Source organism: Streptomyces tagetis, from assembly GCF_018069565.1.
In the GTDB taxonomy this organism is placed as follows: Bacteria; Actinomycetota; Actinomycetes; order Streptomycetales; family Streptomycetaceae; genus Streptomyces; species Streptomyces tagetis.
The window spans coordinates 338,144-362,559 of the sequence record NZ_JAGPNL010000008.1 but is presented as its reverse complement, the minus strand read 5'-3'; the positions used below and the strand labels follow the sequence as shown (position 1 = coordinate 362,559).

20 protein-coding genes are annotated in these 24,416 nt (G+C 74.4%); 12 read left to right on the top strand and 8 right to left on the bottom strand.

Going from position 1 to position 24,416, the window contains the following annotated elements:
- Positions 1–33: 33 nt before the first annotated feature.
- Together J5Y05_RS26015 and J5Y05_RS26010 are read right to left on the bottom strand one after the other, a co-directional pair.
- A complete protein-coding gene (locus J5Y05_RS26015) occupies positions 34–351 on the bottom strand; it encodes a hypothetical protein (protein ID WP_210875505.1) in 318 nt (105 codons plus the stop codon).
- Between the two features lie 100 nt (positions 352–451).
- On the bottom strand, positions 452–1,258 hold the full coding sequence (locus tag J5Y05_RS26010) for a DUF8842 C-terminal domain-containing protein (protein ID WP_210875504.1): 807 nt from the start codon (positions 1,256–1,258) through the stop codon (positions 452–454).
- Positions 1,259–1,758: 500 nt separating this feature from the next.
- On the opposite strand from J5Y05_RS26010, the gene J5Y05_RS26005 reads away from it, so the two are divergent.
- The 3 genes from J5Y05_RS26005 to J5Y05_RS25995 all read left to right on the top strand — a co-directional run bounded on the left by J5Y05_RS26005 (position 1,759) and on the right by J5Y05_RS25995 (position 4,132).
- Positions 1,759–2,568: a hypothetical protein gene (locus tag J5Y05_RS26005; protein WP_210875503.1), complete on the top strand. Its 810-nt coding sequence runs from the start codon at positions 1,759–1,761 to the stop codon at positions 2,566–2,568.
- Between the two features lie 41 nt (positions 2,569–2,609).
- Positions 2,610–3,605 carry a helix-turn-helix transcriptional regulator gene (locus J5Y05_RS26000; protein ID WP_210875502.1) on the top strand — a complete coding sequence of 332 codons (996 nt, stop codon included), beginning with the start codon at positions 2,610–2,612 and terminating at the stop codon, positions 3,603–3,605.
- Between the two features lie 311 nt (positions 3,606–3,916).
- Entirely contained in the window at positions 3,917–4,132 is a 216-nt protein-coding gene (locus J5Y05_RS25995) for an I78 family peptidase inhibitor (RefSeq protein ID WP_030417990.1), read from the top strand.
- A 51-nt stretch (positions 4,133–4,183) separates the two neighbouring features.
- Here J5Y05_RS25995 and J5Y05_RS25990 read toward each other — a convergent pair whose 3' ends face one another.
- Positions 4,184–5,224, bottom strand: coding sequence for a phosphatase PAP2 family protein (locus J5Y05_RS25990; protein WP_210875501.1), 1,041 nt, complete (start codon positions 5,222–5,224; stop codon positions 4,184–4,186).
- 239 nt (positions 5,225–5,463) lie between these two features.
- On the bottom strand, positions 5,464–6,654 hold the full coding sequence (locus tag J5Y05_RS25985; RefSeq protein ID WP_210875500.1) for a putative hexosyltransferase: 1,191 nt from the start codon (positions 6,652–6,654) through the stop codon (positions 5,464–5,466).
- 258 nt (positions 6,655–6,912) lie between these two features.
- On the opposite strand from J5Y05_RS25985, the gene J5Y05_RS25980 reads away from it, so the two are divergent.
- Both J5Y05_RS25980 and J5Y05_RS25975 read left to right on the top strand, forming a co-directional pair.
- Complete coding sequence (locus tag J5Y05_RS25980; protein WP_210875499.1) at positions 6,913–8,514, top strand: MFS transporter; 1,602 nt, start codon at positions 6,913–6,915, stop codon at positions 8,512–8,514.
- A 113-nt stretch (positions 8,515–8,627) separates the two neighbouring features.
- Positions 8,628–9,833, top strand: a complete 1,206-nt coding sequence (locus J5Y05_RS25975) for an acyl-CoA dehydrogenase family protein (RefSeq protein WP_210875498.1) — start codon at positions 8,628–8,630, stop codon at positions 9,831–9,833.
- 96 nt (positions 9,834–9,929) lie between these two features.
- Here the strand turns inward: J5Y05_RS25975 and J5Y05_RS25970 are convergent, their stop codons facing one another.
- Positions 9,930–10,367 carry a cell division protein SepF gene (locus tag J5Y05_RS25970; RefSeq protein WP_210875497.1) on the bottom strand — a complete coding sequence of 146 codons (438 nt, stop codon included), beginning with the start codon at positions 10,365–10,367 and terminating at the stop codon, positions 9,930–9,932.
- Positions 10,368–10,657: 290 nt separating this feature from the next.
- Here J5Y05_RS25970 and J5Y05_RS25965 point away from each other — a divergent pair, with 290 nt between their 5' ends.
- The 3 genes from J5Y05_RS25965 (at position 10,658) to J5Y05_RS25955 (ending at position 14,991) form a co-directional block, all read left to right on the top strand.
- Entirely contained in the window at positions 10,658–11,824 is a 1,167-nt protein-coding gene (locus tag J5Y05_RS25965; protein ID WP_210875496.1) for a DUF5685 family protein, read from the top strand.
- Positions 11,825–12,520: 696 nt separating this feature from the next.
- On the top strand, positions 12,521–13,429 hold the full coding sequence (locus tag J5Y05_RS25960; RefSeq protein WP_210875495.1) for a S1 family peptidase: 909 nt from the start codon (positions 12,521–12,523) through the stop codon (positions 13,427–13,429).
- Positions 13,430–13,908: 479 nt separating this feature from the next.
- Positions 13,909–14,991 (top strand): S1 family peptidase, encoded by a 1,083-nt coding sequence (locus J5Y05_RS25955; RefSeq protein WP_210875494.1) that lies wholly within the window; start codon positions 13,909–13,911, stop codon positions 14,989–14,991.
- A 175-nt stretch (positions 14,992–15,166) separates the two neighbouring features.
- Here J5Y05_RS25955 and J5Y05_RS25950 read toward each other — a convergent pair whose 3' ends face one another.
- Positions 15,167–16,225, bottom strand: coding sequence for an ABC-2 transporter permease (locus tag J5Y05_RS25950; protein ID WP_210875493.1), 1,059 nt, complete (start codon positions 16,223–16,225; stop codon positions 15,167–15,169).
- A 152-nt stretch (positions 16,226–16,377) separates the two neighbouring features.
- Here J5Y05_RS25950 and J5Y05_RS25945 point away from each other — a divergent pair, with 152 nt between their 5' ends.
- The 3 genes from J5Y05_RS25945 to J5Y05_RS25935 all read left to right on the top strand — a co-directional run bounded on the left by J5Y05_RS25945 (position 16,378) and on the right by J5Y05_RS25935 (position 22,012).
- Positions 16,378–19,899: a DNA polymerase III subunit alpha gene (locus J5Y05_RS25945; RefSeq protein ID WP_210875492.1), complete on the top strand. Its 3,522-nt coding sequence runs from the start codon at positions 16,378–16,380 to the stop codon at positions 19,897–19,899.
- Entirely contained in the window at positions 19,896–20,900 is a 1,005-nt protein-coding gene (locus J5Y05_RS25940; RefSeq protein ID WP_210875491.1) for a DNA polymerase Y family protein, read from the top strand. The genes J5Y05_RS25945 and J5Y05_RS25940 overlap by 4 nt, the downstream gene beginning before the upstream one ends.
- A 251-nt stretch (positions 20,901–21,151) precedes the next feature.
- Entirely contained in the window at positions 21,152–22,012 is an 861-nt protein-coding gene (locus tag J5Y05_RS25935; RefSeq protein WP_210875490.1) for an esterase/lipase family protein, read from the top strand.
- 73 nt (positions 22,013–22,085) lie between these two features.
- On the opposite strand, the gene J5Y05_RS25930 is transcribed toward J5Y05_RS25935, so the two are convergent.
- Both J5Y05_RS25930 and J5Y05_RS25925 read right to left on the bottom strand, forming a co-directional pair.
- Complete coding sequence (locus tag J5Y05_RS25930; protein WP_210875489.1) at positions 22,086–23,138, bottom strand: lytic polysaccharide monooxygenase auxiliary activity family 9 protein; 1,053 nt, start codon at positions 23,136–23,138, stop codon at positions 22,086–22,088.
- Positions 23,139–23,285: 147 nt separating this feature from the next.
- Positions 23,286–23,423 carry a hypothetical protein gene (locus tag J5Y05_RS25925; RefSeq protein ID WP_210875488.1) on the bottom strand — a complete coding sequence of 46 codons (138 nt, stop codon included), beginning with the start codon at positions 23,421–23,423 and terminating at the stop codon, positions 23,286–23,288.
- 132 nt (positions 23,424–23,555) lie between these two features.
- On the opposite strand from J5Y05_RS25925, the gene J5Y05_RS25920 reads away from it, so the two are divergent.
- A complete protein-coding gene (locus J5Y05_RS25920; RefSeq protein WP_210875487.1) occupies positions 23,556–24,224 on the top strand; it encodes a class I SAM-dependent methyltransferase in 669 nt (222 codons plus the stop codon).
- Positions 24,225–24,416: the final 192 nt, after the last annotated feature.

Sequence of the window (24,416 nt, the reverse complement as noted above, 5' to 3'; positions counted from 1 at the left end):
ACGGGACCGCCCCTCTCGCGCGTCGGCGCGTCCTCAGATGCCCCTGCGCGGGGCCGGCGGCAGCGCCGCCTGCGCGGGGCGCAGCGGCCCGGCGCCCGGCGGGACCAGGGGGCCGACGCGCTGCCACGGCGACGGCTGGCCGATCCGCGCGCTGTGGGCGCCCGCGCTGTAGGCGCTGTATCCGCCCCGGCCGCGGAAGATGTTCCCGAATCCGGTGAAGCCCAGCTCCTCCTCGCCGCTGCGGTCGCCCGGCAGGGAGCGGAAGGTCTTGACGTACTCGGCGTAGAGCGCGTCGTAGATCGGCGTGGCCGAGGGGCCACCGTATCGGCGGAAGGAGTCGTATGCGTGCACGTATGTCCAAACGACCCCGGGCCGGAAGGGATGCGGTCGGCGGGCGGGCCCGCCGGCGGCGGGGGAGGGGGTCACCGGCCCGCCCGCGCCGCCGCCGGGCTCAGGTACCGGCGAGCGGCAGCGCGGCGGCGACCAGCCGGCCGTTGGCCGCGGCCTTGTCCAGGGCGTCCCGCAGCAGGTCCTCGCGGGGCTGACGGCCGATCGACCCGACCGGCGCGGCGAACATCAGCACCTGCTGGTGCTTGTTGGCCGCGGTGCGCCAGCCCTCGGTGACCTGGAGCGGCTGGTGCGCCTGCCACCAGGCCACCGGACGGCCGCCGTGGTTCCCGGGCTGGAGCACCGCGTGCAACTGGCCCATGGCGAGCAGCACCGACCAGCCGTGCAGCACGGACGGCGCGGTGGACAGCTCGGTGACGGGCCGGAAGCCCTGCTCGATGAGGAGCGGCAGGAAGTCGTCCCCGGCGCCGGTGGTGCCCGGCCGCACGATCGGCGCGGTCGGCTCCACCACCAGCGCGGGGTGCAGCTCCCCGGCGATCAGGACCAGTCCGCTGGTCACGCCGAGGACGGCCTGCTCGGGCGCGGGCGCGGCGCGCTGCTCGGGCGCGGCCGGCGCGGGCTCCTGCGGGACGGCGCCGGAGCTGATGGACCTCACGGCGCCCTGGAGCTGCTCCTCGGTGACCTTGACGACCTGCGAGGGCAGGCAGCCGGCGTGGGCGAAGGCGAGGACGGCGGTCTCGTCGCCGATGAAGAGGACGGTGCTGGTCCGCTCCTGCTCGCAGTCGCCCGGGGTACGGCAGGACGTGCAGTCGTAAGCGCCCGGGGCGTGGCCCCCGGCGAGCAGGCGGTCGGCTTCTTCGTCGCCGATCTCGGCGCGTACCTCGTCGCTGACGTCGAGCATGCGCGGCACGGGTGGCTCCTCGGGATGCGGTGCGTGACCGGGCCGGGTGGCTCCCGGTCCGATGTCCGGGGTGGTTCCCGGCTCATGCTGAAGACAACGGGCGATCCGTGGCGGGGGTCACGCTCCGGGGCGAACGGAATCGAATCATCCGAAGAGTCCGCCCGCCCGGTGGCCGGAAACCTCCGTCAGGCGTCAAGTTCTCCGTGGCACAAGGGGGTTGTGCGGGGGAGGAGAGCCGTCCCGCCTGGGGATCTTCAGTCGACATATCGGGAAACCCGTGCCGGAGGGCGGCGGACGACGATGGCGGGAAATCGCCGTCGTGGGGAAGGCGTGCGAGCGTGCCGGGAGGGCGCGGCCACCGGTTCCGGCGGTGTCCGGTCCCGTCCGGCGGGACCCCGGGTGGCCCCTGTTCCCCGACCGTGACCACTTCGCAACCGGACAGGGACAACCAGGAGCCCGGGTTCCCGGTCTCAACGGACGACGAGAGGACCGAGGAGGCACCGCACCGCATGACGCCGCAGGCTCCGTCGGCCGCTCCGTTGCGGGCCGACTGCATCGCCGACTCCGCGGGCGGACTGACCTTCGACGTCGCCGCGCGCGGCGAGTCCGCCACGGCCCACCTCGTACTGCGCCGCCGCGACGCGGACGACGAGGTCGGCCTGCCCCTCGCCCCCGCCGCCGAGGGGCGGCTGCGCGCCGCGCTGCCCAGCAGCGTCCTGCTGCCCGAGGGCCGCTGGGACGCCTACGCCCGCGTGTCCGACGGCGAGCCGCTGCGCCTGGTGCCCGGCGTCACCGACCTGCGCTCCCTGACCGAGCGCACCCCGAGCGGACTCCTCGGCCACGTCGCCGTGCGCATCCCGTACGCCACCCGGCAGGGCAACCTCACCGTCCGGAGCTGGCTGCGCGCCCCGCACGCCGAGGCGGGCGAGCCGCACCTCGCCGAGGAGGGGCTGACCCTGCGGGGACGCCTGTACGGCACCCGTTTCGACACCGGCGCCCACGCCGAGCTGCGGCCCCGCCCCGGCTCCGGCGCGGACGGCGCGCGCCGGGCCGCGCTGGACGCCGAGGGGACGGAGTTCCGCCTCGCCGTCGACTACACCGCCCTGGAGCCCGGCGTGTGGGACCTGTGGCTGCGTCCCGCCGGGGAGCAGGGCCCCGCCGTGCGCGTCGCCCGGCTCCTGGACGACATCGCCGACAAGCAGCCCGTGGTCACCTACCCCCGGGCCCGGGTGCGCGCCCCGGGCGGCCTGCTGGAGGCGGGGCCGTACTTCACCCGGGACAACGACCTCTCCGTGGAGGTCACCGCCCTGCCGGGCTGACCCCCGCGCCCGCCGTCCGGGGCCGTCGGCAGACTGGACGCATGCTCGACACCTCGGCACGGCTGCTGCGCCTGCTCTCCCTGCTCCAGGCCCACCGCGAGTGGTCCGGCACCGACCTCGCCGACCGCCTCGGCGTCTCCCCGCGCACCGTCCGCCGGGACGTGGACCGGCTGCGCGAGCTGGGCTACCCGGTCGGCTCCGCCCCCGGCACGGGCGGCGGCTACCGGCTCGGGGCCGGCGCCGAGCTGCCGCCGCTGCTGCTGGACGACGAGGAGGCCGTCGCGGTCGCCGTGGGGCTGCGCACCGCCGCGGGGCAGGGCATCGAGGGGATCGACGAGAGCTGCGTACGGGCCCTCGCCAAGCTGGAGCAGGTGCTGCCGGAGCGGCTGCGCCGCCGGGTCGGCGCCCTGAACGCGGTCACGGTGCCGATGCTCCGCCGCCCGGGGGCCCGTGCCGTGGACCCGGCCGTCCTCACCGAGCTGGCGCGGCTGTGCCGGGACACGGAGCGGCTGCGCTGTTCCTACCGGGGCCACGACGGCACGGTGAGCCGCCGCACCGTCGAGCCGTACCGGCTGGTCTGCACCGAGCGCCTCTGGTACCTGGTCGCCTTCGACGTGGACCGGGCGGGCTGGCGCACCTTCCGGGTGGACCGCCTCACCCCGGCGCCGCCGCACGGGCCGCGCTTCACCCCGCGCGAGCCGCCCGCCGAGGACCTCGCGGCGTACGTCTCCGAGGGCGTCTCCACCCGGGTCTACGCCACCCACGCGCTGGTGCGGCTGCCGATGCCGTTGGCGCGGGCCGCCGAGCGGATCTCCCCGGCCGTCGGGGTGCTCACGGCGGACGGTCCGGACCGCTGCCTGCTGCGCACCGGCGCCGCCGACCCGGATGTCATGGTGCTGCACCTGATGATGCTGGGGGTGGAGTTCGAGGTGGTGGAGCCGGCCGGCCTGACCGACGCGATCCGGTCGGCCCGGGACCGGCTGGCGCGTTCCCTCGCCCGCTCCGAGGCCGCCGCGGCCGGCCCGGAGGCACCGTGATCGAACGATGTATTTCCTGTGGCGACATCTGATCCCCCGCGTTCGTTCCGTTTCGTGGGAAAGGGGAATGATGAGATCACCGGCGCCTCCGCACCGTCCTTTTCCGGCCGTCTATTCACGGGCCCGTCGAGGTGGCGGGGAATTCCGTCCGGCCGACGGCTAAAGGTGGCGGGAACCGTCCGTCCGGGTGACGGAGTTCGACCAAAACGCATGTCGTCGACCTGTGACAGAAATGTGACCGGAGGGGCATCGGAGACCCCCGTTACCCGGGCGGGCTTCCCCGGCCGCGAAGCGGGGCATAGCGTGGCGGCATGGCATCGATTCCGACACCCCCCGAGGAACCCCGGGACAGCACCGACGCATACGTCGGCCTCGAATCCGGCGCGGCCGAACGGCTCGCACGGCAGCGGGGCTGGTCCACGGTGCGGTCGCTGGCACCCGGCACGATGATCACCATGGAGTACCGCGTGGGCCGGATCAACTTCGAGGTCGAGGCCGGCCGCGTGACCCGCGCCTGGAAGGGCTGAGGCCCGCCCGGACGGGCCGGCCGACGGTGACCGCGCGCGACGGCGCCGCGCTCAGCCGCCCGAGACGGGCCGGGCCGCCGGGGCCGTGCTGCGCGGGGAGCGGTCGGCGTACGGAGCCGGGCGCCGGCTGCCGGCCGGGGTGACCGGCGTACGGTCCGCGCGGACCGTGTGCGGGCCCGGGGCCAGATACGCCGGAGCGCGGGTGCGCGGGGCGGCCACCGGCTCACGCGCCGGCGGCTCCTCGCGCTCGGGTACGGGCGTGAGGCGGACCGGCGCGGTGGCCGGGCGCCGCGCGCGGGTGCGGCGGCCCCTGCGGTCGCGCAGCCGGTCGCGCAGCCGGTCACGCAGGCGGTCGCGCAGAGCGAGCAGCCAGGTCTCCGCGCGGGCGATCAGCGGCTCGAACCACGGCAGCGCCAGCAGGATCAGCAGCCCCGCGGCCCAGCCGAGGAGCACATCGCTGAGCCAGTGCGTCCCGAGGTAGACGGTGGACATCCCGACGCCCAGCGAGGTGACCGCCGACAGGGCCGACAGCCAGCGCCGGGCGCGCGGCGTGGACGCCAGATAGGCCAGGATGCCCCAGGTCACGACGGCGTTCGCGGTGTGACCGCTCGGAAATATATCGCCGCCGAGCCACATCTCGTTGGCGCCGACCGTGGTCGCGTAGTGCGGGCCGAGCCGGCCCATCCCGATCTTGGCGGCACCCACGGTGACGTTGAGCAGCAGCAGGGAGACCCCGAGCGCCAGCAGCGGGCGCAGGGTGTGCTGCCGCCAGGAGCGCCAGCCCAGCCAGGCCGCGACCATCACCGCGGTCGGCCCGCGCTGGCCCAGCACGACGTAGTAGTCGACGAACGCGTGGATGTCCGGCCACTGCTGGTACGGGCGGAAGAACATGACCTGCCAGTCGAGCCGGACCAGCCAGGAAGTGATGAGCACGGCCCACACGATCGCCACGTAGAACGCGAGGGTTCCGGCGAACAGCGCGATCCTGTGCCGGCTCATCTCCGGCACAACCAGGTGGGCCGGCCGTTCCGGCTCCCGGTCGAGTCTCGTGAACACCCGGTCCAGACGGGCGAGGTTCCGTTCGGTACGCACCCAATCGACGTTACAGCGAGTGAGGACTCAACCCTGACGAATCAACGGGTTTGTGATGACGATGTGATGTGGGATTCCTCTCAGGAGCCGCGCCATTTCCGGGAAATCCGCAATCACCACCCGTGCGGGAGTTCAATTCCTTTGATCGGCCCGGCCGACGGTCTTATCGTGCTTTTGAATTCGTTCACCGAATGCCGGTACGGAATTTCCCCGGCGCTCACCGCGGCCCCCGGGCGCGCTCACGGGGGGCCCGAGCCGTTCAGCCAGAACGCCCCGTACCCGGCCGCCACCAGGGCCAGCCCTCCCAGCACCGGCGCCGACCTGGAGGTCCGCAGACCGGCCAGGGCCACCGCCGGGGGCAGCAGCAGCGGGAAGGCCGGCAGCAGCAGCCGGGGCTTCGACCCGAAGTACCCCGACGCGCACAGCGCCAGGGCGGTGACGATCCCCGCGTACACCAGCAGCGGCGGCGGCTGGCGCCGCCGCAGGCACAGCGCGTACAGCCAGACGACCAGGCCCACCCCGGCCACCAGCGCGGCGCCCGCCAGGGCCGAGGGGAAGGACGTGAACCGCCCGCCGACGAAGCGGGCGAAGGCCAGACCTCCGTCGAAGCCGTTGCGCCAGCCGGCCTGGACGTCGAGGTAGCCCAGCGGACCCGCGCCGGTGCGGTGACCGACCCACAGCACGTACCCGGCGGCGCCAAGCGGCGCGAGCAGCAACGCCAGTGCGCGTCGCGCGCCGTCGCCGGGGGCGCGTTCCGGGCCGGGCACGCCGTCCGGGCCGCCCCCGCTCCCGGTTCGCCCGTTCGCCGCGTACGCCGCCGCCCACACCGCCGCCGCCACCGCGAGCCCCACCGGCCGGGTCAGCCCGGCCAGCGCGGCCAGCGCCCCCGCGCTCACCCACCGCCCGGTCAGCACCGCGTACAGCGACCAGGCGGCCAGCGCGGTGAACAGCGACTCGCTGTACGCCATGGACTGCACGATCCCCACCGGCAGCGCCGCCCACAGCACCACCGCGCACACCCCGGCCCGCCGGCCGTACAGGTGCTCGGTCACCGCGAAGATCCCCCAGGCCGCGGCGAACGAGCCGCACAGCGAGACGAGGAAGCCGACGTCCGCGTACGACAGCGGCGACACCGCCGCCCCCAGCCGCTCCAGCCACGGCAGCAGCGGGAAGAAGGCCAGGTCGGAGTGGACGTCACCGGTGGGCAGCCGCACCTCGTACCCATAGCCGCCCTCGGCGATCCGGGCGTACCACAGGGCGTCCCAGCGGGCGGTGAGCAGGGTGTGGCCGCTCTTGCCGCGCGCGGCGCTCCACAGGGCCAGCACGGCCAGCCCCAGGGCGCGCACGGCCGCGTAGCCGAGGAGCGCGGGAGCGGCCCGGCCCAGGAGACCGGGCCGGGCCGGGGCGCCACGCGTCGCAACATCGGTCACCGGGCGATTATCCGCCGCGCACCCGTCCGCGCCGCCCGGTGCACGCCCGCCCGTACCACCCCGGTGACGCAGGTCACGCCGCTCGCACCGGATGTGTGAGGCCCGCCACGCGGACCGGATTCGGACTCGCGTACGCTGACGAACCACTCGCGTTCCGCCGCCCGGCCACCAGGCGCCGCTCCTCTCCGGGTGGGCCGCAGGGCAGTCCCCGCCCCGTCCGGCCCGCCGGACGCGAGGGAACACCTTGGAGGTACGCGCATGTCCGGGACGACCACGGCTGCCGCAGCGCTGCGCCGCCGGGCGGCCGGGGCCGGCGCCAACCGCTGGGTGGTCCTCCTCGTCCTCTGCGCCAGTCTGCTGCTCGTCGCCCTCGACGCCACCGTCCTGCACGTGGCGGTGCCCGCCGTCACCGAGGACCTCAGGCCCGGCCCGATCGAGCTGCTCTGGATCGTCGACGTCTACCCGCTCGTCTGCGCCTCGCTGCTGATCCTCTTCGGCACGCTCGGCGACCGGGTGGGCCGCCGGCGGATTCTGCTGCTCGGCTACGCCCTGTTCGGCATCGCCTCCGCCCTGGCGGCCCTCGCCGACGACGGACACGTGCTGATCGCGGCCCGCGCGCTGCTCGGCGTCGGCGGGGCCATGATCATGCCGGCGACGCTGTCGATCCTGCGCCAGGTCTTCCCCGACCGGCGGGAGCGGGCGCTGGCGATCGGCGTCTGGAGCGCGGTGGCCGCGGTCGGCGCGGCCGTCGGACCGCTGCTCGGCGGATTCCTGCTGGAGCACTTCTGGTGGGGCTCGGTCTTCCTGGTCAACATCCCGCTGATGCTGGTCAGCCTGCCGGTGGGGTGGCTGCTGCTGCCCGAGTCGACCGGGGACCGCGACGGCCCCTGGGACGTGCTCGGCGCCCTGATGGCGGCGGCCGGACTCTTCGGCGTGGTCCTCGGCGTGAAGCGGCTCGGCGGCACCGAGCCGACGCTGAGCCTGCTCACCCTGGTCCCCCCGCTGGTCGGCGCCGCCCTGCTGGCCGCCTTCGCCCGACGGCAGCGCCGCCGCCGGCACCCCCTGGTCGACCTGCGGATGTTCCGCCGGGCCGCGTTCAGCACCTCGGTCGGCTGCATCGTGCTCGCCATGCTGGCCCTGGTCGGCCTGGAGCTGATCGCGGCCCAGTACCTCCAACTGGTGCTCGGACTCTCCCCGCTCCAGACCGGGCTGCGGCTGCTCCCGCTGACCTTCGCCGCGATGGCCGCCGGACTCGCCGGGGCGCGGATGCTGCGCCGCTTCGGCCCGCGCCGGATGGTCTCCGCCGGCTTCTGCCTCACGGCCGGCGCGGTGGTGCTGCTGACCGCGATGGGCCGGGCCGACAACGTGGTGCTGCTGCTGTGCGGGTTCGTCCTGCTCGGCTTCGGCCTGGAGACCACGCTGTTCGGCGCCTACGAGTCGATGCTGAGCGAGGCGCCCCCGTCGCAGGCCGGCGGGGCCGCCGCCATCGGCGAGACCTCCTACCAGCTCGGCGCCGGCATCGGCATCGCGCTCCTCGGCAGCGTGATGAACGCGGCCTACGCCCCCGGCCTGCGCGGCGGCGTGCCCGGGGTGCCGCGCTCCGCCTCCGACGCGGCCGGGCACTCACTGGGCGAGGCGTACCAGGAGGCCGGCAAGTTGCGGGAGCCCGCGGCGGGTGCCCTGCGGCGGGCCGCGGCCGACGCCTTCGTGCACGGACTGCACGTGACCCTGCTGGTCAGCGCGGTCCTGCTGCTGCTCGGCGCGCTCATGGCGCTGCGGCTGCCCCGGGCCATGCAGTGCGAGACCGTCGCCGTGCCCGCCCCGCGCGACGCCAGGGAGACGCCCCGCGTCTCGGTGTGACGCCCCGGCGGGGTGGAGCCCGGCCGAGGTGGACGTGCGGGAGACTGCCACGTAACGTCGGCGCGGAGCCGTGACTAGCGGTGCTAGTTTCTCGTCCTCGGAGGGTGTGTCCCATGGTCTCGACCCCGTCGTCCCCGTCCGCGCCGCGACCCCCGTTCGACCCCGCCGACCCGCTCGGCCTCGACGACCTGCTCGCCCCCGAGGACCTGGCGGTCCGGGACACCGTGCGCGGCTGGGCCGCCGACCGCGTGCTGCCGCACATCGCCGACTGGTACGAGCGCGGCGAACTCCCCGTCATCCGGGAACTCGCCCGCGAACTCGGGGCCCTCGGCGCCCTCGGCATGTCCCTGGAGGGCTACGGCTGCGCCGGCGCGAGCGCCGTGCAGTACGGACTGGCCTGTGTCGAGCTGGAGGCGGCCGACTCGGGCATCCGCTCGCTCGTCTCGGTGCAGGGCTCCCTCGCCATGTACGCCATCCACCGCTTCGGCAGCGAGGAGCAGAAGCGGGAGTGGCTGCCGCGGATGGCCGCCGGCGAGGTCATCGGCTGCTTCGGGCTGACCGAGCCCGACCACGGCTCCGACCCCGCGGCGATGCGTACCCGCGCCCGGCGCGACGGCGGGGACTGGGTCCTCGACGGACGCAAGATGTGGATCACCAACGGGTCCGTCGCCGGGGTCGCCGTGGTGTGGGCCCGAACCGACGAGGGCATCCGCGGCTTCCTCGTCCCGGCGGGCACGCCCGGCTTCTGTGCCCCCGAGATCCGGCACAAGTGGTCGCTGCGCGCCAGCGTCACCAGCGAACTGGTCCTCGACGGCGTCCGGCTCCCCGCCGACGCCGTCCTGCCGGAGGCCGAGGGGCTGCGCGGACCGCTGAGCTGCCTGGGCCACGCCCGCTACGGCATCGTCTGGGGCGCGATGGGCGCCGCCCGCTCCTGCTTCGAGACCGCCCTGGAGTACGCGACCTCGCGCGAGCAGTTCGGCCGGCCCATCGGCGGCTTCCAGCTCACCCAGGCCAAGCTGGCCGACATGGCGGTCGAACTGCACAAGGGGCTGCTGCTCGCCCACCACCTCGGGCGGCGCATGGACGCCGGCCGGCTCCGCCCGGAGCAGGTCAGCTTCGGCAAGCTCAACAACGTGCGCGAGGCCATCGACATCTGCCGCACGTCCCGCACGATCCTCGGGGCCAACGGGATCTCCCTCGAATACCCCGTGATGCGGCACGCGACCAACCTGGAGTCGGTGCTCACCTACGAGGGCACCGTCGAGATGCATCAACTGGTGCTGGGCAAGGCGCTCACCGGACTCGACGCCTTCCGGTAGGCCGGCCGGTCCGGGGCAAGGGGCAACGGGCAAGGGGGCGGGACGGGCGGGCGGGACAGGGACCGGAGGCCGGGGCCGGCGACGCGGGGCCCCGTCTCAGCTCTGGTTGAAGAAACCGTCCGACCGGCGCGCGGCCGACTCCCCGCTGATGACCTCGGTGTCGGCCGGGCTGAGCAGGAACACCCGGGTCGAGACCCGCTCGATCGAACCGCGCAGGCCGAAGATGAGCCCGGCCGCGAAGTCCACGACCCGCTTGGCGTCGCCGGCCTCCATCGCCGTCAGGTTGATGATGACCGGGACACCGTCGCGGAACAGCTCGCCGATGGCCCGCGCGTCCCGGAAGCTGTCCGGGGTCACCGTGCCGATGCGGCGCCCGCGCTCCTCGGCCGTGTCCGCGGCCACCCGCACGCGGGGGTCCGTGACCCAGGCGTCGCCGGAGTCGTTTTCCTCGGAGTAGTCGTCGTCGTAGTAGCGCTCGTCTTCGTTGTCGTCGACGAGGCCGAGCCACGCACTCGCCTTGCGTACCGATCCCATGGACGCCTCCTCTCACAGCGGTCTTCCGTGCGTTCCGCATCCCTATGGTCATCCATGATGCGGACATCGCGCCAAGTGGACAGACGCCGCGCGGGGGGTTTGTGACGGTACTGGTGCACAGCCGATCCGTCGAGAGTCCAGGTGCCCCAAGGGTCGTTTCCCCAACGGGCGCTGACTGTGAGTGAAATATGATTCTTCTCGGCGTACGGGTGAGGAGTGGGACGTACGGGTGATGCGCCCGGCGGTACGGTCCCGCGGCACGGCGTCGAAGACACCACGGGGGAACAGTCGTGTTCGGAATCGTCAGGCCCTGCCGGCACCGGCTCGGGGCGGAACTCGCGAGCCAGTGGACGGCCCATCTGTGCGGGCTCTGCCTCGCCCTGCGCAAGGACCACGGACAGTTCGCCCGCATCGTCACCCATTACGACGGCCTGCTGGTCTCGGTGTTGACGGAGGCTCAGTCCGCGCCCGGCGGCGCGGGCACCGGCCGGCGTACGGCGGGCCCCTGCCCGCTGCGCGGGATGCGCACCGCCTCCGTCGCCCAGGGCGAGGGTGCCCGGCTCGCCGCGGCCGTCTCCCTGGTGCTCGCCTCCGCCAAACTGCGCGACCACGTCGCCGACGGGGACGGGCTGTCGGCCCGCCGGCCGGTGGCGCTCGCCGCCCGCCGTATCGCCGCCGGCTGGGACGCGGCCGGCGCCCGAAGCGGCGGCGCCGTCGGGTTCGACACCGCCGTCCTGCTCGACGCCGTGGGCCGGCAGGCGGGTCTGGAGGCCCTCGCCGGGCCCGGCACGCCCCTGCTCACCGTGACCGAGCCGACCGAGACGGCCACCGCGGCGGCCTTCGCGCACACTGCGCTCCTCGCCGGGCGGCCCGGCAACGCCGAACCGCTCGCCGAGGCGGGGCGCCTGTTCGGACGGCTGGCCCATCTCCTGGACGCCGTCGAGGACCGGGAGGCCGACGCCGCCGCGGGCGCCTGGAACCCGCTCACCGCCACGGGCACCCCGCTCACCGAGGCCCGGCGGCTCGCCGACGACGCCGTGCGCGGGGTGCGGCTCGCCCTGGCCGAGGCCGAGTTCACCGACGGGCGGCTGGTGCACCGGCTGCTCGCGCACGAGTTGCGCACCTCCGTCGACCGGGCCTTCGGCACCTCGGCCTGCGCCCACGGAAGCCATCCGTACGCGCCGCCCGGCGCCCCCGGCGGGCCCGGTGCGCCGGTGCCCCCGCCGCCGCCGGACCGGCGGCGCGGACTCCTCGCGGGGTGCGCGGTGTGGGTGGGGCTGGCCTGCACCTGCCAGATGTGCTGCGGCACGTACGAGGACCCGTGGACCGGCCGGCGCAAGAACGGGTGGTCCGACAACTGCGACTGCCCGGACTGCTGCGACTGCTGCGGGAACTGCGGTGGTGGGGACGGGTGTTGTGACGGGTGCTGCTGTGACGGCTGCGGGTGCGACTGCTGAGCCCGGCCGGGCCGTCGCCGCCGCCGGCCGGACCCGGCGAGGCGGGGCGCCACCATGACGACGGACCCGGCCGAGGAGCGGCGGCGCCGGCACGAGCGGCGCGTGGCGGTGGTGCCGGCGGTGGCGGTGGTGGCGGCGGTGCCGGTGTTCTGCGGACCGCTCGCGCGCACCGCCACGTACCGGTTGGCGGAGTATCCGGAGGGGCGACTTCCGGCCATCCCGGGACGCTGGACCCCGGGCGGCGGCGCCGTACTGCCGACGGCCGCCCGGGACGACGGACCGACCGTGGCCGGGCAGCTCCTCGACGGCACCGCCCCGCCTCGCCCCCGGCCCCGGCCCCCGCGAGCGCGGCCCAGGTGGCGTACGGGGACCGGCACCTGGTCGTCCTGGACCGCGAAAACACCCTGGGCGTACGGGGCTTCGACCCCGTCGCCGCATCCCGCCGGGCCTTCGGCGGCATCGTCGCCACGCCCTGCGGCCCGCGCCGGTCGGTGCCGGGAAGGTGTGCCGATCATGTCCACGGGGTGACGGCCGAAAGGCACCCTTGCGCCGACCGGCCGTTCGGCCGAATACTCCCCCTCAGCGCTTGTCAGGGGCATGGCGTGTTCGGAACCCGGACACTTCGGCTCCTGGCTGCGCCTCACGGGCCCCACCCCACAACAAGGGCCCCCTACTTCCCCCGTGGAGGAACGTAAAGTGAGGATCAAGCGCACCACCCCCCGCAGCGGCGTCGCAAGACGGAACCGGCTGATCGCCGTCTCCACCGGCCTTGTGGCCGCCGCGGCGTTCGCGGTCCCCAGCGCGAACGCGACCGACGCCCCCGCCACCTTCAGCGCCTCCCAGCTCAAGAGCGTCGACGCCTCGGTGCTCAAGGCCGACGTCCCCGGCACCGCCTGGGCCGTGGACAGCGAGACCGGCAGTGTCGTCGTCACCGCCGACAGCACCGTCACCGAGGCCCAGATCGCGCAGATCAAGAAGCAGGCCGGCTCGAACGCCGGCGCGCTCACGATCAAGCGCACCCCGGGCAAGTTCAGCAAGCTGATCGAGGGCGGCGACGCCATCTACGCGAGCAGTTGGCGCTGCTCCCTCGGCTTCAACGTCCGCAGCAGCAGCGGCGCCGAGTACTTCCTGACCGCCGGTCACTGCACCGACGGCGCCGGCACCTGGTGGTCCAACTCCGCCAAGACCACCGTCCTCGGCACGACGGCCGGCTCCAGCTTCCCGGGCAACGACTACGGCATCGTCCGGTACACCAACACCTCCGTCAGCAAGCCGGGCACCGCCAACGGTGTGGACATCGTCGGCGCGGCCACGCCGAGTGTGGGCACCACGGTCATCCGCGACGGTTCCACCACCGGCACCCACAGCGGCCGGGTCACCGCCCTGAACGCCACGGTCAACTACGGCGGCGGCGACATCGTCTCCGGTCTGATCCAGACGACCGTCTGCGCCGAGCCCGGCGACTCCGGCGGCCCCCTCTACGGCAGCAACGGCCTCGCGTACGGCCTGACCTCCGGCGGCAGCGGGAACTGCTCCTCCGGCGGCACCACCTTCTTCCAGCCGGTCACCGAGGCGCTCAGCGCCTACGGGGTCAACGTCTACTGAGACGTCCCGGGCCGGTCCGGACGGCCCGTCACCCCGAGCGCGGCCGGCCGCGCACGGCAAGCCCCCGCACGCATCCACCGTGCGGGGGCTTTCCCCTGCCCGCCGCCGCGTCCCGCCTCCGGGGCGGGTCCCTCCCGTCCCGGAGGCCCTTCCGTCCCCGGGCGGGGCCCCTCGCACCGCGTGTAGACGCATGGATGACGGGCCGTCCGCAAGGGGGAGATCGAGACAGCCGCGACGTCACCGTCCGACCATCCGTCACCCGGCCATGGCGTTTGCCGTGACGTTTGCTGCGCGAATCCTCCTGGAGAGGACATGAATCGTGAAGGAGGTGTGCCCGCACTGGAGTTGTCGTGCGCACGTCCTGAAGTCGGTCTTGTGTGCCCCCTGCACCGTTCGGGAGAGTTGGGCTCGTCAACCAGCCTTCCGGCCCGCGGGAACCCCACGATCCTCCGGGCCGACCCCCCACAGGAGGACGCGAGTTGAAGCACCGACGCATATCCAGGCGACGGGTCGCCACGGTGGGTGCGGGCATCACCGCACTGATCGCGGCGGGAGTCACCTTCCAGACTGCGAACGCCAGCGAGCCCGCGACGACCGCCGCGCCCGAGACCCTGTCGGTCACGGCGGCCGGAAAGCTCGCCTCCACGCTCGCCGGCGACCTCGGCGCCGACGCGGCGGGTACGTACTACGACGCGCAGGCCGGGACCCTCGTGGTCAACGTGCTCGACGAGGCCGCCGCGCAGACCGTCGAGGCGGCGGGCGCCAAGGCCAGAATCGTCGAGAACTCCCTCGCCGAGCTGCGCACCGCGCGCACCGCCCTGACGCGGGACGCGGCCATCCCGGGCACCTCCTGGGTGACCGACCCCACCGCCAACAAGGTCGTCGTCACCGCCGACCGCACGGTCTCCGACGCCGACTGGGCGAAGCTGACCGAGGTGGTCGACGGGCTCGGCGGCACCGCCGAACTCCAGCGTACGAAGGGGGAGTACAAGCCCTTCATCGCGGGCGGCGACGCCATCACCGGGGGCGGCGGGCGCTGCTCGCTCGGCTTCAACGTGACCAAGGGCGGGGAGCCGTACTTCCTCACCGCCGGTCACTGCACCGAGTCGATCTCGAGCTGGTCGGACTCGTCCGGCACCGTGATCGGCACCAACGCGGCCTCCAGCTTCCCGGGCAACGACTACGGCCTTGTCAAGTACACGGCCGGCGTGGCCCACCCGAGCGAGGTGAACCTCTACAACGGCTCCGCCCAGAACATCACGGGCGCGGCCCAGGCCACCGTCGGCATGTCGGTGACCCGCAGCGGTTCCACCACGCAGGTCCACTCGGGCACGGTCACCGGTCTGGACGCCACCGTGAACTACGGCAACGGCGACATCGTCAACGGGCTCATCCAGACCAACGTCTGTGCCGAGCCCGGCGACAGCGGCGGCTCCCTCTTCTCGGGCAGCAGCGCGGTCGGTCTGACCTCCGGCGGCAGCGGTGACTGCGTCTCGGGCGGGACGACCTTCTTCCAGCCGGTGACGGAGGCCCTGTCGGCCACCGGCACGCAGATCGGCTGATCCGCGGCACACGCACCCCCCGGAAGTCCCGCCTCGCGCGCGAGGGGCGGGACTTCCGTCCGTCCGGGGGCGGGAGGGGCGGGGATCTGGGAGGGGCGGTGATCTGGGAGGGGCAGGGATACGGGTGCGAGGGCGAGGGACCCGAACGGAGCCGAAAGGGCCTGGTGGCCGCCGGTCAGAACGCCGGGAGGGGTGCCTTCCGCCCGCGCCGTCCGCGCCGCCCGCGCAGCACCGCCGCCAGCATCGTGACGACGATCCCCCCGAGCGCCCAGGCCCCCAGCACCAGCAGCGCGTCGGTCATGGCGTTCCCGTCGAAGTACGCGATCGACCGTGCCGACCAGGTGCCCGCGCCCGGTGGCAGCGCCGGGCCGATCGCCTTCCAGAAGGGCGGCAGCAGCGGCAGCGGGAAGGCGCCGCCCGCGCTCGGGTTGCCCGCGATCACCACGAGCAGGATCGCCAGTCCGATGCCGACGATCCCGAAGACGCCCTGGAGCGCGAGCGTGGCGGCCCCGACGGCGAAGGTGATCAGCGTGCCGAGCCCCCACAGCGCCGCCACGCCACCGGGCAGGGCGCCCAGGGCCGGCCCGACGATCAGCGCGCCGCCGAGCCCGCCGAGCGCCGACACCAGGGCCATCACGATCAGCCGGATCGCCGCGCGGGCCGGGTCGGAGGGCCGGGCGCCGGAGCTGATCGCCAGGATCGAGGCGCACAGGTAGCCGCCGACGCACCAGCCCACGACCAGGTAGAAGGACGACAGCCCGTTGAAGTCGTCGGGGGAGACCGGGGCCACGTCGACGGTCCGCACGGTGCGGCCCTCGGACGCCTCCGCCTCGGTGACGACGCCCTTCAGGGTGGTGGCGAGGACGGTGCCGCCACCGCCGGCGACCAGGAGGGTGTCGGTGCGGCCGGCGGGGTCGGTGATCAGGGCGCCGTCGATCTTCCGGTCGGTGATCTGGCGCCGGGCGGTCGCCTCGTCGGCCACCGTGCGCGCGTCCAGCGGGGAGCCGGGCAGCCCGTCCAGCCGCGCCACCGTCCGCTCGGCGGCGGAAGCCGGCGCGACCACCCCGAAGGGCACGTCCCTCGGCTTCGGGTGGTGCAGCGCCCCCACGTAGGAGGCGATGAAGAGGAGCTGGAGCGCGACCACGCCGAGGACGAGCAGCGTGGCGCGCGGGGTGACCGCGTCCTTCACCCCGCCGAGGAAGGAGCGGTGCCCGGGACCGATGGTGTGCGACATGCCCCCCACGCTCTGTGGCGGGGCATGTTCCCGCAGGTGGGCCGGGGCCGAACGAGTGTCGCACGCGTATGCGAGGAAGTGGTTTATGGTGGGGAGGGTAGTTGGAACAGACGTTCGAAAGGCGTCGGCTCACGAGAGTGCGGGAGGTGCGTGTGCCGGGTTTCACGCATCTGCACACCGTCTCCGGGTTCTCCCTGCGGTACGGCGCGTCCCACCCGGAGCGGCTGGCCGAGCGCGCCGCCGAACGGGGCATGGACGCCCTCGCCCTCACCGACCGCGACACCCTCGCGGGCACCGTCCGCTTCGCCAAGGCGTGCGCGCGGGCGGGTGTCCGCCCGCTGTTCGGCGCCGAGCTGGCGGTGGCGCCGCCCGGCGACGGACCCGGGCGCACCGGCACCTCCGTACGCCGCGACCGGCGCCGCACCCCGGTGCGCGGCGGCGCCTTCGTCGACGAGTCGGCCCCGCGGGTGACCTTCCTCGCCCGGGACGGCGCCCGCGGCTGGGCCGACCTGTGCCGCCTGGTCTCCGCCGCCCACGCCGTCCCCGCCGACGGCGCCGCCTCCCCGGGCACCCCGCTGCTGCCCTGGGCCGACAACCACGCCGACGGCCTGACCGTCCTGCTCGGCCCCGGCTCCGACGTGGGCCGCGCCCTCGCCGCCGGCCGCCCCGACCGCGCGGTGCGGCTCCTCGCCCCCTGGCGGGAGACGTACGGTGACGCCCTGCGTCTGGAGGCCGTCTGGCACGGCCGGGCCGGGACCGGCCCCGGCTCGCTGCGGCTGGCCGCCCGTACCCTCGGCTTCGCCGCCGAACAGGGCGTACGGCCCGTGCTCGCCAACGCCGTCCGGTACGCCGACCCCGGCCGGGGCCCGGTCGCCGACGTCCTGGACGCCGCCCGCCGGCTGGTCCCGGTCGGCGCCCTCGGGGAGCCGGACTCCGGCGAGGCGTGGCTCAAAGGCGCGGACGCCATGCTGCACGCCGCCGAGCGGATCGTGGAGGCGGCCGGCTTCCGCCGCGAGGCCGCCCACCGCCTCCTGGAGCAGACGCGGGCGACGGCCGCCGCGTGCCTGGTCGACCCCGAGGACGACCTCGGCATGGGCGCCGTCCACTTCCCCGAGCCGCACCTCGTCGGCGCGGGCCGCCGCACCGCCCAGCGGGCGCTGGCCTCCCGGGCCGCGGCGGGCATGGTGCTGCGCGGCCACGACCGTTCCCCCGGCGCCCGGCGGTACTGGGAGCGGATGCACCAGGAGCTGGACATCATCGCCCACCACGGCTTCGCCTCCTACTTCCTGACCGTCGCCCGCGTCGTGGACGACGTACGGGAGATGGGCATCCGGGTCGCCGCGCGCGGCTCGGGCGCGGGCTCGCTGGTCAACCACCTCCTCGGCATCGCCCACGCCGACCCGGTCGAGCACGGGCTGCTGATGGAGCGCTTCCTGTCCCGGGAGCGGGTCGTGCTGCCCGACATCGACATCGACGTGGAGTCCGCGCGCCGCCTGGAGGTCTACCGCGCGATCATCGCCCGGTTCGGCACCGAGCGGGTCGCCACGGTCGCCATGCCGGAGACGTACCGGGTGCGCCACGCGGTCCGCGACGTCGGCGCCGCCCTCTCCATGGACCCCGCCGAGATCGACCGGATCGCCAAGTCCTTCCCGCACATCCGGGCCCGCGACGCCCGCGCCGCCCTGGAGGAACTGCCCGAACTCCGGCACCTGGCGGGGGAGAAGGAGCGGTACGGCAGGCTGTGGGAGCTGGTCGAGGCCCTCGACGCCCTCCCGCGCGGGATCGCCATGCACCCCTGCGGCGTCCTCCTCTCCGACGCCTCCCTGCTCTCCCGCACCCCGGTCGTGCCGACCAGCGGCGAGGGGTTCCCGATGGCCCAGTTCGACAAGGAGGACGTCGAGGACCTCGGGCTGCTCAAACTGGACGTGCTCGGCGTGCGGATGCAGTCGGCGATGGCGCACGCGGTCGCCGAGGTGGAGCGGGCGACGGGCACCGGGATCGACCTGGACGCGGTGCCGGACGGCGACCCGGAGACGTACCGGCTCATCCGCTCCACCGAGACGCTCGGCTGCTTCCAGATCGAGTCGCCGGGCCAGCGGGACCTGGTGGGGCGGCTCCAGCCGGCCACCTTCCACGACCTGGTCGTCGACATCTCCCTCTTCCGGCCCGGACCGGTCGCCGCCGACATGGTGCGCCCGTTCATCGAGGCCCGGCACGGACGGGCCCCGGTGCGCTACCCCCACCCCGACCTGAAGGGCCCGCTGGAGGGCACCTACGGGGTGGTCGTCTTCCACGAGCAGATCATCGACATCGTGGACATCATGACCGGCTGCGGACGCGGCGAGGCGGACCGGGTGCGGCGCGGGCTCTCCGACCCCGAGTCGCAGGGGCGGATCAAGGTGTGGTTCGCCCGGTGCGCGGGGGACCGGGGGTACGACGCGGAGACCGTCGGGCGGACCTGGGAGATCATCGAGGCGTTCGGGTCGTACGGCTTCTGCAAGGCGCACGCCGTCGCCTTCGCCGTCCCGACCTACCAGTCGGCCTGGCTGAAGGCGCACCACCCGGCCGCCTTCTACGCGGGGCTGCTCACCCACGACCCCGGCATGTACCCCAAGCGGCTGCTGCTGGCGGACGCGCGGCGGCGCGGGGTGCCGATCCTGCCGCTGGACGTGAACCGGTCCGACGTCGCCCACACAATCGAACTGGTGTCTGATCAACGGGGGTCCCGGGTCTGGGGACTGCGCCTCGCCCTCTCCGACGTGCACGGCATCACCGAGGCCGAGGCCGCCCGGATCGCCGAGGGCCGGCCCTACGCCTCCCTGCTCGACTTCTGGGAACGGGCCCGGCCCAGCAGGCCGCTGGCCGGCCGGCTCGCCCAGGTCGGCGCGCTGGACGCGTTCGGCGCCAACCGCCGTGACCTGCAACTGCACCTGACCGAACTGCACCGGGGCGCCCGGGGCGGGCGCGGCGACCAGTTGCCCCTGGCCGGGGGGAAGCGGACCGCGGGGGCCGGGCTGCCCGACCTCTCCCCGCAGGAGCGGCTCAGCGCCGAGCTGGGCGTGCTCTCCATGGACGCCTCGCGCCATCTGATGGACGACCACCGGGCCTTCCTCGACGAGCTGGGCGTGGTGCCGGCCCGGCGGCTGCGCGAGGCCCGGCACGGGGAGACGGTCCTGGTCGCGGGCGCCAAGGCGGCCACCCAGACGCCGCCGGTCCGCTCCGGCCGGCGGGTCATCTTCTCCACCCTGGACGACGGCACCGGCCTGGTCGACCTCGCCTTCTTCGACGACTCCCACGACGCCTGCGCCCACACCGTCTTCCACTCCTGGCTGCTGCTGGTGCGCGGGGTGGTGCAGCGCCGCGGCCCGCGCAGCCTCAGCGTGGTCGGCGCCGCCGCCTGGAACCTCGCCGACCTGCTCGACGTCCGCCGCGAGGAGGGGCTGGAGGGCGTCGCGGCCCGGCTGGCCGGCACCGCCCCCGCCCCCGCCGCCCCGGCTTCCGGCGGCGAGGGTCCGCCCCGGCCGGCCGGCTCCGCCGCCCCCGACCCGGGTGAGCGCCGGCTGCGCCTGTCCACCGGATACGAGATGCACCCCTGGGCCGATCTGCGCCCCGCGGGCGAAGGGACCGCGGTGGGAAGGAAGTTGTGGCACCAGAGCCCGGGGAGCGCGGGATGACCGTCCTCTGCGTACGTTTCCACCTGCCCCCTCCGTACGAGGCGGCCCTGCCCCGGCTGCTCGCCCTGCTGGAGGAGTTCACCCCGGTCGTCGAGGCCCTCCCCCCGGACGGGGCGCTGGCCGATCTGCGCGGCGCCGAACGGTACTTCGGCCGCGACGCGGTGGAACTCGCCGCGGTCATCCGGGTCCGCGCCCTCGCGCGGTACGGCGTCGACTGCGCGATCGGCGCCGGACCCGGCCCGATGCTGGCCCGCATGGCGCTGCGGGACGCCCGCCCGGGGACGACCCCCGCGGTGACCGGGCCCACGGCGGGGGAGTTCCTCGCCGGCAAGCCCGTCGCCGCGCTGCCCGGCGTCGGCGCCGCCACCGCCCGCACCCTGGACGAGTACGGGCTCGGCACCCTCGGCCGGGTCGCCGCGGCCCCCCTGTCCACGCTCCAGCGCCTGGTCGGCGCGCGGGCCGGCCGCGACCTGTACGAGAAGGCCAACGGCGTCGACCGGGGCCGGGTCGTCCCCGACGGCCTCTCCTCCACCCTGGCCGCCGAACGCGCCTTCTCCCGCGACGAACTCGACCCCGGCCGCCACCGCCGCGCCCTGCTCTCGGCCGCCGGGGAACTGGGCGCCCGGCTGCGCTCCCAGGGCCAGGTCTGCCGCACCCTCACCCTCACAGTGCGCTACGCCGAACCGCCCCGCTCCCGCACGGGCCCCGGCGGGGGGAGCCCCGCGGCCACCACCCGCCGCCGCACCCTGCGGGAGCCGACCGCGCACTCCGCCGAGCTGACGCGGACCGCGTACGGCATGTACGAGGCGCTCGGCCTCCAGCGGGCCCGGGTCCGCGCGCTGTCGCTGCGCGCCGAGGGCCTCGCCCCCGCCGAGGGCGCCTCCCACCAGCTCACCTTCGACCCCGTGGACGAGAAGGTCCGCCGGCTGGAGGAGGTCGCGGACCGCGCGCGGGCGAAGTTCGGTCCGCGTGCGGTGATGCCGGGCACCCTGGCGGCGTGAACTCCCCGCCGGGCGTGGGTTCTTCGGGTTCCGCCGGCTCTACCTGTTCCTCAGGTTCTTCCGGGTGGCCGGTGTGAGCCGTTATCACTCGCGGTGCGCCGGGTGTCGGCTGTCGCCCACAGTTTTTACCGACGCGTAACTTCACTTTTCTACTACTCATCCGTAACTTGACGGTTGAACAGCATCCTCGTGATCCGGATCACAGGGCGTCCCCGTCGTCGCACCTCCCTGAGCCGCAAGGAGATCACCCGATGCTGCCCTGGAAGCGAGTGCTCGGATACCTGGCCGCGCTCCTGCTGACCGCCGCCGTCACGGTCCCCGTCGCCGCCACCGCCCACGCGGCCCCGGCCCCCAGCCGTGGCTGGAACGACTTCACCTGCAAGCCCTCCGCCGCCCACCCCCGCCCCGTCGTCCTCGTCCACGGCACCTTCGGGAACTCCGTCGACAACTGGCTGGGCCTCGCGCCCTACCTCAAGGACCGCGGCTACTGCGTCTACTCCCTCGACTACGGGCAACTGCCCGGCGTCCCCTTCTTCCACGGCCTCGGCCCGGTCGAGCAGTCCGCCGGACAGCTCTCCGCCTACGTCGACCGGGTGCTCGCCGCGACCGGCGCCCCCGAGGCCGACGTCGTCGGCCACTCGCAGGGCGGCATGATGCCCCGCTACTACCTGAAGTTCCTCGGCGGCGCCGCCAAGGTGAACGCCCTCGTCGGCATCGCGCCCAGCAACCACGGCGCCACGCTGTCCGGGCTGACCAACCTGCTGCCGTACTTCCCCGGCGTCAAGGACCTGCTCTCCGCGAAGACCCCCGCCCTCGCCGACCAGCTCGTCGGCTCCGACGTCCTCAACCGGATCAACCAGGGCGGCGACACCGTGCCCGGCGTCGCCTACACCGTCATCGCCACCCGGTACGACGAGGTGGTCACCCCCTACCGGAGCCAGTTCCTGGACGGCCCCGGCGTCCGCAACGTCCTGCTCCAGGACCTGTGCCCGCTCGACCTCTCCGAGCACGTGGCGATCGGGCTCATCGACCGGATCGCCTTCCACGAGGTGGCCAACGCCCTCGACCCGGGCAAGGCCACGCCCACCACCTGCGCCTCGGTCTTCGACTGACCGTGCGCACCGACGCGGGGCCGGCCCGGCCTGAGCCGCCGGACCGGCCCCGCGTCATCCCCCCTCGGGCAGGTCAGCGGCCGTCCAGCGCCCGCCGGCGCACGGAGGCGAACAGCGCCGCCGCGCCCAGCGCCAGCGCCGCCGCGCCGCCGACGGCGAGGTACGTGGTGCTGGAGTCGCCGCCCGTCTCGGCGAGGTTCACGGCGCCGGCACCGGCGGCCTTGACCTCGTTGGGGCCGTCCGTGGCGGCGGCGGCCTCCGGGGTGCCCTCCGGCGTGCTCTCCTCCCGCGTGTCCCGCGTGTCCTTCGAGGGCTCACCGGCCGGGGCGGCCGACGCCGGGTCGACGGGGTCCGCCGTGGTCCGGTGGTCCTGGTCGCCGTGGCCGTGGTTCTCGATCGTCGACCGGTCCGCCGCCTCGGCGAGCTGCGCCTCGGAAGGCGTCTTGGCCTTCGGCGCCGGGGCCGCGACGGCGGCCGATCCGCCGCCGAAGGACACGTCCGAGCAGGAGTAGAACGCCTCCGGGCTGTCCGAGCGCTGCCACACCGCGTACAGCACGTGCGTGCCGGAACGCTCCGGCAGGGTGCCCGAGAAGGTGTAGAAGCCGTCTGCCGCGACCGGGTCGGTGGACGTCGCCACCGGCGCCGCCAGATCCAGGTCGCTCCAGGCCAGCGGGCGGGACGGGTCGTAGCCCGGCTTGGTCACGTACACCGTGAAGTCGCCCTTGTGCGGGGCCGTGACCCGGTACTTGAAGGTGTACGCGCCGCTGCTCACGGACGTCGTCGGCCAGTCGGTGCGGGCCAGGTCCAGGCCCTTGAACTGCGGGTCGCCCGCGCTGCACAGCTTGCCGTCCGGGATCAGCTCCTGGTGGCGCCCGCCGGCGTCGCCGATGCGGACGCCGTTCCAGTCGTAGAGCGCCTGGGTGCCGCCGGCCGCCACCACGGCCTTGCACGCTTCCGACCGGGGGCTCTCCGGGCCCTCGGCGTGGCACTGCGAGACCCGGCTGACCGGATCGCCCATCGAACCGTGGGCGGCGGCGGGCGCCGCGGCCAGCGCGGTCAGGGCGAGCGGGGCGAGGCCGGCGGCGGCCACGGCGGCGACCCGTCGGGACGCGGACGGTGCGGGCATGAAGACTCCTCGGAAGCGGTCGGCGGGGCGTGGGCCGGAGCCCGTGGGGGTGACCAGCAAACTAGCCCCGGAAAACCGCGGAACCGCCCTGGAGGGGCGGCTCGGGGAGATCTTTATGGTCGCGTTAAGGAAGAGCTGAGACTGCCCTCAGGAAGGGTCGGGCCACCACGTGCGGGCGATGTCCTTGCGGATCTCCGGACGGCCGGACGGACGCTCCTCGGTCTCCTCGCGGACTCGGCGGGCATCGGTCTTCTTCAGGGGCTTCTGCACGGACAGACGGCGCATGGCTGCCTCCTCACGGTTCCACCGGGTTCCGCGTTGTCACGGAGGTAGACCCTTTCCCCGAGAGTTCCCGATCGATGCACAGTTGTCAGTGGCCCATATCACGTTGTCAGACCCACCTGACAACCTGCCCCCATGACTCACACGAGTAACGACGACACCACACCAGGTGACCTCCCCTGCCCCGCGGGCGACACGCGCGCTCCGCTCCCCGCGTCCGGCGTCGACTGGGACGCGCGGGCCGCCACCTTCGACGACGAACCGGACCACGGCCTGCGCGACCCGGCGGTCCGCGCCGCCTGGGCCGGCCGGCTGCGCGCCTGGCTGCCCGATCCCCCCGTCGACCTCCTCGACCTGGGCTGCGGCACCGGCAGCCTGACACTCCTCGCGGCCGAACAGGGCCACCGGGTGACCGGCGTGGACCGGTCACCCGCCATGGTGGAACGCGCGAGGGCCAAACTCGCCGGACACGATGCCGTGATACTCACGGGCGACGCCCAGGCACCCCCGGTGGGGGACCGCCGCTTCGACACCGTCCTCGTCCGGCACGTCCTGTGGGCCCTGCCCGACCCCGTCCGGGCGCTCCGGCACTGGCGGGGGCTGCTGCGTCCGGGCGGACGCCTGGTGCTGATCGAGGGCGTGTGGGGCACCGTCACCCCGACCGGCATCCCCGCCGGCCACCTCACCACCTGGCTCACCCCCCTCACCCCCGACCTCCACACGGACCACCTCTCCGGCGACCCGACCCTGTGGGGCCACGAGGTCACCGACACCCGCTACGCGGTGGTGGCGCGCTTCCCGTGAGGCGAGTTGACGGGGCGTCACGCAATCGCCCGCCTCCGTCCAAACCCCTCCCAAGGGCGACGCACCCCTTTCCAAACGTAAGGATCGTCACAGACGGTAAGTGGATCTTGTGGCGCCCTTGTCCGTTTACTCACCGTTGACCTGGCACTCCGCTGAGCGATTGGTTACTGACGGGAACTGTGTGACTGCTGT

Excerpts from the sequence above, each read along its gene's own strand:
- J5Y05_RS26005 (WP_210875503.1), top strand. The coding sequence starts at position 1,759 with ATGACGCCGCAGGCTCCGTCGGCCGCTCCGTTGCGGGCCGACTGCATC.
- J5Y05_RS25925 (WP_210875488.1), bottom strand. The coding sequence starts at position 23,423 with ATGCGCCGTCTGTCCGTGCAGAAGCCCCTGAAGAAGACCGATGCCCGC.
- J5Y05_RS25930 (WP_210875489.1), bottom strand. The coding sequence starts at position 23,138 with ATGCCCGCACCGTCCGCGTCCCGACGGGTCGCCGCCGTGGCCGCCGCC.
- J5Y05_RS25935 (WP_210875490.1), top strand. The coding sequence starts at position 21,152 with ATGCTGCCCTGGAAGCGAGTGCTCGGATACCTGGCCGCGCTCCTGCTG.
- J5Y05_RS25980 (WP_210875499.1), top strand. The coding sequence starts at position 6,913 with ATGTCCGGGACGACCACGGCTGCCGCAGCGCTGCGCCGCCGGGCGGCC.
- J5Y05_RS25940 (WP_210875491.1), top strand. The coding sequence starts at position 19,896 with ATGACCGTCCTCTGCGTACGTTTCCACCTGCCCCCTCCGTACGAGGCG.
- J5Y05_RS25950 (WP_210875493.1), bottom strand. The coding sequence starts at position 16,225 with ATGTCGCACACCATCGGTCCCGGGCACCGCTCCTTCCTCGGCGGGGTG.
- J5Y05_RS26000 (WP_210875502.1), top strand. The coding sequence starts at position 2,610 with ATGCTCGACACCTCGGCACGGCTGCTGCGCCTGCTCTCCCTGCTCCAG.
- J5Y05_RS25975 (WP_210875498.1), top strand. The coding sequence starts at position 8,628 with ATGGTCTCGACCCCGTCGTCCCCGTCCGCGCCGCGACCCCCGTTCGAC.
- J5Y05_RS25970 (WP_210875497.1), bottom strand. The coding sequence starts at position 10,367 with ATGGGATCGGTACGCAAGGCGAGTGCGTGGCTCGGCCTCGTCGACGAC.
- J5Y05_RS25995 (WP_030417990.1), top strand. The coding sequence starts at position 3,917 with ATGGCATCGATTCCGACACCCCCCGAGGAACCCCGGGACAGCACCGAC.
- J5Y05_RS25920 (WP_210875487.1), top strand. The coding sequence starts at position 23,556 with ATGACTCACACGAGTAACGACGACACCACACCAGGTGACCTCCCCTGC.